Source organism: Methylocucumis oryzae (assembly GCF_000963695.1).
Taxonomy (GTDB): Bacteria; Pseudomonadota; Gammaproteobacteria; order Methylococcales; family Methylomonadaceae; genus Methylovulum; species Methylovulum oryzae.
In genome coordinates, this window is sequence record NZ_LAJX01000192.1 from 1 (window position 1) to 7,966 (window position 7,966).

Genomic DNA, 7,966 nt, shown 5'->3' on the forward strand with positions numbered 1-7,966 from the left:
CAGCATTGTTTTCCGCTGGTATCAAATGCGATAACTTGATCATGGGTATGCATTCCCACGCGGAGCGTGGGAACGAGAAAACATGGATTTATTCACGCACCGGTGCCTCGTTCCCACGCTCTGCGTGGGAACGCCTACCGGTCTTCAGAACAGCATTGTTTTCCGCTGGTATCAAATGCGATAACTTGATCATGGGTATGCATTCCCACGCGGAGCGTGGGAACGAGAAAACATGGATTTATTCACGCACCGGTCGTTTATCTAGTTTACGCTGTAACGTGCGTCTATGCATATTTAAAGCTCTAGCCGCCGCTGAAATATTACCGTCGTATTGCATTAATACTTTCTGTAAATGCTCCCATTCCAAGCGTTTAACCGACAAAGGCGTTTCACTAATGCTGACCGTCGTATCACCTTCATTTTTATTTAACGCGGCCACAATTTCATCGGCATTAGCGGGTTTGGTTAGATAATGCACAGCGCCTAGTTTAATAGCCTCCACCGCAGTGGCAATGCTAGCAAAACCTGTGAGCATGACGATTTGAGTATTCGCATCCAAGGTAATTAATTTTTTAACCAATTCCAAACCTGATTCATAGCCTATGCGCAAGTCAATCACGGCATATTCAGGTACGCTTTGTTCGGCCAACATAATTCCTCCACTGACATCATTAGCGACTAACACTTCAAAATTACGTTTCTCCAAAGCGCCTCTCAATACTTTGCAAAAACGTTTCATCATCATCAACTAACAACAATCTGGGCCGGTCCAATTCCTGACTCGTCATCATTTTGCTCCGTTGTTAACAAAGGTAAAATAACATCCACACATGCACCACCTGTGTCGCAATTATAAAGATTAATATGTCCCCCTAAGCGTTTAATCGTCGAAAACGTCAGGAAAAGCCCTACGCCTAAACCATGTTTTTTACTAATCACCGGCTGTTTACCGGCAAAATCAACTAATTCACTAGGTAATCCAGGGCCAAAATCGCGAATTTTAATCGTCAATTCATAAGCATCCCAATGCGCATAAAATTCGACACCTTTTTCTGGCGGCGAAGCTTCGGCCGCATTGTTCAAAATATTAATGATTGAATGGGTTAACGTACGCTCAGCAATAATTTTAGCTTCAATATCGACACTGGGATCAATGGTAAAACTAAGCTTAGCGGTTGGTTTATGTGTACGCCATTGATTAATGACGTCATTAATATAATCCGTTAACGCAAAAACACGCCCTGATTCGGCGCGTAATTCACCCGCCGAAGCCGACATCACCGATAATGCTTGTTTGCAGCGCTCAATCTGTTGTTGCATGATTAAGGTTTTCTCATGCAAATCAGGGAAACGGTGCATAGGATATTCTTGCTCTATTTCATGAGCGACAATCGCAATCGTACCTAACGGCGTACCCATATCATGCGCAGCACTGGCAGCAAGCGTACCCAACGCAACCACGCGTTCATCGCGTAAGGCACTTTCCCGTGCATCGGCTAAATGCCGCTCTTGTTTTCTTAACGTCGTCGCAAGCTCAACAACAAAAAACGCGACTAAACCGGCGCTAAACACAAAACCAAACCACATGCCAAAAATGTGTAAATTAAAATAATGTCTATCACTCATCGCATGGGCATGTTGCAACATTTCGTAATTGTCCATACCTGAAAGCATTTGTGGATTCGGCGAATGCGGCTCTACGGCCGGTAACGGGACATTAAACGCCATTAATACCGTGTACATCGTCGTGGTTAAAATCACCATGTACCAAGCATATTCATGCGGCAACATAATAGCGGTAATAATCACAGGCAATAAAAATACCCAAATGATTGGATTAGACGCTCCGCCGGTCAGATACAGCAACAACGTAATCGCAAATACATCCATGATGAGCTGCGAAAATATATCGCCCTCAGCAATCGGCTCTTCGTTTTGCAAGCGTATAGAGGTGTAAACATTGAATGAGCAAATCAGCAACATGACTAACCATAATTGCTGTTCGGGTAAATGAATTTTAAGACCGTATACCGAGATAATAATCAACAATGACTCGCTGAGTATCATTAAATTTCTAAGAATAAACAACCATCTTAAATTTTGTCTGGCGGAATATTCAGATTTAGGCGAAACATGTGACAGCATGGGGATAAAAAAACCAAAATGAATAAAGGCAAATTATGCCTAGTCTAGCCTTATATTACCAATCCATCTTAAAGTAATACGCCCACGCTTAATACGAGCAACCGCAGCATCCCACCCAGTCTAAATTAAACTGTGTTATACCGCTTATTTTTCTAAGCTAAATCCCTTATCCAAATTCAAGATATTGATTTAAATAAACTTTATACACAACCACCTAATTAAACTAAGTTATTTAACGTTATTATTCCGCTTATTTTCTTGTATTGAACACCATAACCGAATAGGTCACTGAATTAAGCACAAAGACCATTCTAAGAGGGTCATCATTTTTTACTTATTAAGCAATCACTTAGTTAGTAATGCTTAAGTCACACTGAGTCATTGACGCGCTCGCACCAATAAAACCAACTAAAACGTTAGGCACAAAACATGCTTAATTTCGCCGACTGCATCTGTAAGCACTAACCTGCTAACAATGTTCAACATAGCCGCCGGTTAGCCGGTTTTCTGTTTAAGGAGTTTTAATGAGCAGCACTACACTGAATATCTTGGCCGGGTTAGCCGGAGTTTTAATGAGCAGCACCGCACCGAATATCTTAGCCAATGAAAGTACCGATTCGGTGGCGTTAGCAAAAAATAAAGCGGTTATTAAAAACATTAATTTATCAACATTAAGTAGCAGCAAAGCCGGTTTTAAAATTACCGGTACAGAGTCTTCTTATACCGGCTCAGCGGTGAGCTATGGCGATTTAAACGGCGACGGTTTTAGCGACATGATTATTTCCGCTCCCGGCGATGCTTATGGCATTAAAAAAGGCGCTGTTTATGTGCTTTATGGTAAAGGCGGTGCTTTTACCGATACCGCCGTGACCAAAGCAAATGCTCAGTTTACGTCAAACAGCTCAGTCAATACGGGTAAATCTGTCAGCGCTGGCGATATTAATGGCGATGGCATTGCTGATTTAGTGGTTGGCGCAACCGGTAGCATTTTTGGCTCTAGCGACGGCGAGGTTTTTGTCGTGTTTGGTAAAACCGGCGGTATAGGAACGCTTAATTTATCATCAAGCGCTATCAAGCCCAGCGATGGCATTAGATTGAGTGGTGGCGACACTAAAATATTAGGCTATTCCGTCAGCAGCGCGGGCGATTTCAATGGCGACGGTATTGACGATTTAGTCATAGGGGCGATTGCACCTTACTCTAAACCAGCGCCTGGCGTCGCGTATATTGTATTCGGCGGCCATGACATTAGCTCATTAGATTTAGGCACGCTGAATGGCGAAAACGGCTTTAAATTTTCTAGCTTAACCAGTGGCGATAGCTTAGGTGGCTCGGTCAGTTCAGCCGGTGATATTAATGGCGATGGCTATGATGATGTGATTATTGGCGCGCCGTTTGCCGATACGTCTGGCACTAATTCAGGGGCTTCGTATGTGCTATTTGGCAAAGCGTCTGGCTTTGACGATTTAACCACCGCCGATTTAAACGGCCGCAATGGTTTTGTAGTGTCGGGCGCAACTGATAATAATTTTAGTGGCTTTCCTGTCAGCGGTGCTGGCGATTTCAATGGCGATGGTTATAGTGATTTATTAATCACTGCACCTTATGCTGATAGCGTTTACGTGTTATTCGGTAAGGCGACAGGCTTTAGTGCTAGCTTAAATGTCAGCAGTTTAACTGGTAAAAATGGTTTTAAAATTTCCGGTGCTAGCTTTAGCAAATTGGGTGATTCGGCCAGTAATGCCGGCGATGTCAATGGTGATGGCTTTGATGATATTTTAATCGGTCAAACATCCGATACGGGCAATGCTTATGTGGTGTTTGGAAAAGCCTCTGGCTTTAGTGATTTATCGATTTCAGCGCTTAACGGGCAAAACGGCTTTAAATTAACCGGCGTTAACGATGGCGATAACACCGGTGGCGCGGTGAGTTCAGCCGGTGATTTGAATGGTGATGGCTTTGATGACTTAATCGTTGGCGCTTCTGGCGTCAATAACGAAACCGGTGCGGCCTATGTTATTCAAGGCAAGAACTTTACTAACGCCGTTGATTTCTTAGGGACAACGGGCGTTGATAAGCTAACCGGCACACCGATAGCCGATGTTTTTGTTAGTGGTTTAGGTAATGATGTATTAATCGGCAAAGGCGGTGCCGATGTCATTCATGCGGGCAAAGGCCAGGATATTATTCAAGTTTCTACGTTAAATTTCCGCTTAGTCGATGGTGGTAGTGGTAACGACTCCTTGGTATTAACGGGAAAAAATCAGACTTTGAATTTAGCCGATAAGCACGGTCGGATTAAAGACATAGAAACGATTAACCTAACCGGTTCTGGCAATAACACCTTAGTATTAACCGCTAACGCCGTATTAAATCTATCATCGACTAGTAATACGTTAAAAGTGTTAGGCAATAAAGGCGATAGCGTTACCGGAATAAGTAGTGCTAAAGGCTGGGTGCGCGGCACTAATCAAGGTGACTTCCAATACTTTTATCATGGCAATGCCGTGGTATTGGTCGGGTTAAATGTTACGGTGAATTTCGTTTAACTATGTTGAAACTTTCTTGTTTAATTCGCCTAAGCTTAGGCGTATTGGTCTACGCTTATGCGTATGGTGTAAGCGCTGATACCGATGAAGTGGCTGTTGAAGCCGTCACTGAACTAGATACCGTGACAGTGACGGCTGATACCGAAGAAACCGATGATAATAAACTGTATAACGCCAAATATTCTACCGGCGCAACGCGTACCGATACGCCGATAAAGGAAATTCCTCAATCTGTGCAAATCATTACCCGACGCGTGATTAACGACCAACAAAACGTCACCGTCAGCGAGACCTTGCGCAACGTATCCGGTGTTATTCCGAATAATGTGTTATTTACGCCATCGACGGAGGCCACCAAAATTCGAGGCTTTGCCGCCGAACAATTACTCGATGGCTTTACCCAATATTACAATCCTGGTGATAGAGAAAGCACGAATAACCTAGAGCGGGTAGAAGTATTAAAAGGCTCTAATGCGGTGTTATACAGCGGTGGCTCGGGCGCGCCCGTTGGCGGCGTGGTCAATTTAGTATCCAAACAACCTAAACCCACCGCTTTCGGTCAAATAGGTACCAAAATAGGTAGTTATGATTTTTATCAACCATTTGTCGATATTAACCAGCCCATTAATGACAATGTGTTAACACGTTTTACCGCTGAATATACCAATGCCGGTAGTTTTATTAATGAAATAGACACCGAGCGCTATAACTTAAACCCCTCGATTACCATCACCGACAATAATAAAAACAGCTTTACGCTACAAAGTCGTATTGCTAAATGGCGACAACAAGAATATCAAGGCTTACCCGCTACCGGTACCGTGACCGGTAATTTTGATATACAAAATCCATATATGTTTATTGGCCCTAATGACATACCCTACAGTCACTCGGATTTTTATGGTGTTTGGGCGAGTTTCGACCATTGGTTTAATAGTACGTGGTCGGCAAATGTTAAAGCGCGTTACTCGGAATCAGAATTTGATGAATTCACGCAAACGTTAGTTGGAAGGACTAATAGAGCCATTAGTTATACCGCTGATGAACCACTGAGACCGAATTCGCTTTGGGGGCTAACCAATACCGAATTATTTCAACAACAAACCGAGCATAGTCTATTAGGTAATCTATTAGCACAATTCGACTATGGGCCTAGTCAAAACAAATTCTTACTTGGCGCTGATTACAGTGAGTTTGCTGATGAAGGCTTTAACAACCTAAACAGCACCCTTCAATCGGTGGATTTATCCCAACCGCAGCCAACGTTTCTGCCTTACGATAAAACCTGGGCTAACGTAAATAAGCTTTTCGTTACAAATAAGACTTACGGCGGATACGCACAGTTACAAAGCACTTTATATCAACGCTTGCATTTGCTGTTTAGCGTCAGAGCAGGCGTGGTTGAAATTAATTACAACGATTTATCACAATTAGCCTATAACGGCACTACATCGGCGACACGCATTCTGCCTAGAGCCGGTGCTGTGTTTGATATAACACCAGAATTTTCGCTGTTTGTGAATTACAGTGAAGGTATGCGTGGACAGCCGTTTACGCGATTTTCTGGCAATCCAACGCCAGCGCTGTCAGAAAGTTTAGAAGCCGGTTTTAAATTCGATTTCGCCCAGCAGTTAAGCGGCCAAATCGCGTTGTATCAAATAGATAGAAGCAATGTCGCGGTACCCGTCAACGAAAATGCGTTTAGTGCCAAACCCGGCGGGCAACAACAATCTAAAGGTTTTGATGTCGATTTAGTGTATAAGCCTTTGCCGCAATTACAACTACTTGGCAATTATGCGTATACGATAGCCGAATTCAGCAATGACTTAGCTCCAGGGATTACTAAAGGCAATCGGCTCATGGGCATTCCTGAGCATAGTATGCGAGTCTGGGCGAATTATGAGTTTAGCCAACCCATGCTAAAAGGTTTCAGCGCAGGTGCCGGTATTTATTGGCAATCGGAAGTGTATTTGTCTAACCGTAATTTATACCAAAGCGATAGCTACTATACGCTTGATGCGACTTTAGGCTATCAATATCAGCGTTACAAACTAGCCGCGACGATTAAAAATCTCAGTGATGAATTTTATTATCAAAGCTATGGCTATCGTAGGCGGGCGAGTCGCACCGGCACAAGGCATATCAACGTATGTAACGTTTTCTATGGATTTTTAGTTTGAGAACGAGCCTTGCCAGTACTAATCAGCCGGTTATATTAGTTTTGATTTAATCTTGTTATTGACCCTCATGAACATTTTAATCACAGGCGGTACCGGTTTTTTAGGACTGGCGTTAAGCAAACGCTTATTAGCCAAAGGACATCATCTGACGTTGCTTACTCGAAGACCGGATTATGCTAAACAAGTCCTTTCTGATGCTATTGAAACAGTCACCGACATAGCAATGCTTAATAAGCACTACGCAGTCGTGATTAATCTGGCAGGCGAGCCTATTGTTACACAGCGTTGGACAGAAAAGCGCAAAGCCTTGCTGAGAAATAGTCGCATTGGCCTAACCGAACAACTATTGGCACAGCTTAAACGTTTACCGGAAAAGCCAGAACTACTGATTAGCGGCTCAGCAATTGGTTATTACGGCGACCAGGGCGATACCGTTTTAACCGAGACCGCTAAACCCGCGCAAGACTTTTTCCGCTCAATTGTGCTCAGATTGGGAGAATGCGGCGTTAAGTGCCGAACAGTTGGGGCTACGAGTGTGTATTGTTAGAACAGGTTTAGTTTTAGGCTCAGATGGCGGCATGTTAGCAACGCTATTACCGTCATTTAACCTGGGACTCGGTGGGCGTTTAGGTTCAGGACAACATTGGCAGTCTTGGATACATAAAAACGACTGGTTAGCGATTGTTGAAAGCCTGATAGCTGACACAACGATGCAAGGCTCTTATAACGCGACCGCCCCTAATCCTGTTAGACAAGCTGAATTTGCAAGCGCACTGGCAAAGCGGTTACACCGGCCCGCATTAATCGCGACACCACAATGGTTATTACGCGCGCTAATGGGGGAAATGGCAGATATTATCTTGGCCAGCCAGCGTGTTTTACCACAGCGCTTGCTAGAACATGGCTTTACCTTCCAACACCCAGACTTAGAAAAAGCCTTATCTGCGTTAGATTTGGGTAATTGAACGAATGGAGCATAGGCTTTACCTATGCTCTGAACGGTCAAGTTTTCGGTATCTTGTGTTGCCGTAGGGTGCGCTGTGCGCACCTTTTTCATTGATTTTTAATGATAACTTATAAAGGTGCGCACAG

The 7,966-nt window shown here is 43.7% G+C and carries 5 protein-coding genes and 1 pseudogene; 4 read left to right on the forward strand and 2 right to left on the reverse strand.

The window, feature by feature from the left end:
- Positions 1-238: 238 nt before the first annotated feature.
- Together VZ94_RS16675 and VZ94_RS16680 are read right to left on the reverse strand one after the other, a co-directional pair.
- A pseudogene (locus tag VZ94_RS16675) lies at positions 239-788 on the reverse strand (response regulator transcription factor).
- Complete coding sequence (locus VZ94_RS16680; RefSeq protein WP_045780089.1) at positions 745-2,145, reverse strand: ATP-binding protein; 1,401 nt, start codon at positions 2,143-2,145, stop codon at positions 745-747. Before VZ94_RS16680 ends, VZ94_RS16675 begins: the two are co-directional and overlap by 44 nt.
- 524 nt (positions 2,146-2,669) lie before the next feature.
- Here VZ94_RS16680 and VZ94_RS16685 point away from each other — a divergent pair.
- From VZ94_RS16685 to VZ94_RS32415, 4 genes are all read left to right on the forward strand, one after another.
- Positions 2,670-4,694 (forward strand): beta strand repeat-containing protein, encoded by a 2,025-nt coding sequence (locus VZ94_RS16685; protein ID WP_052700665.1) that lies wholly within the window; start codon positions 2,670-2,672, stop codon positions 4,692-4,694.
- A gap of 2 nt (positions 4,695-4,696) precedes the next feature.
- Entirely contained in the window at positions 4,697-6,874 is a 2,178-nt protein-coding gene (locus VZ94_RS16690; protein WP_052700666.1) for a TonB-dependent siderophore receptor, read from the forward strand.
- Between the two features lie 67 nt (positions 6,875-6,941).
- Positions 6,942-7,421 (forward strand): NAD-dependent epimerase/dehydratase family protein, encoded by a 480-nt coding sequence (locus VZ94_RS32410; RefSeq protein ID WP_338040477.1) that lies wholly within the window; start codon positions 6,942-6,944, stop codon positions 7,419-7,421.
- A complete protein-coding gene (locus VZ94_RS32415; RefSeq protein WP_338040478.1) occupies positions 7,354-7,839 on the forward strand; it encodes a DUF1731 domain-containing protein in 486 nt (161 codons plus the stop codon). The genes VZ94_RS32410 and VZ94_RS32415 overlap by 68 nt, the downstream gene beginning before the upstream one ends.
- Positions 7,840-7,966: the final 127 nt, after the last annotated feature.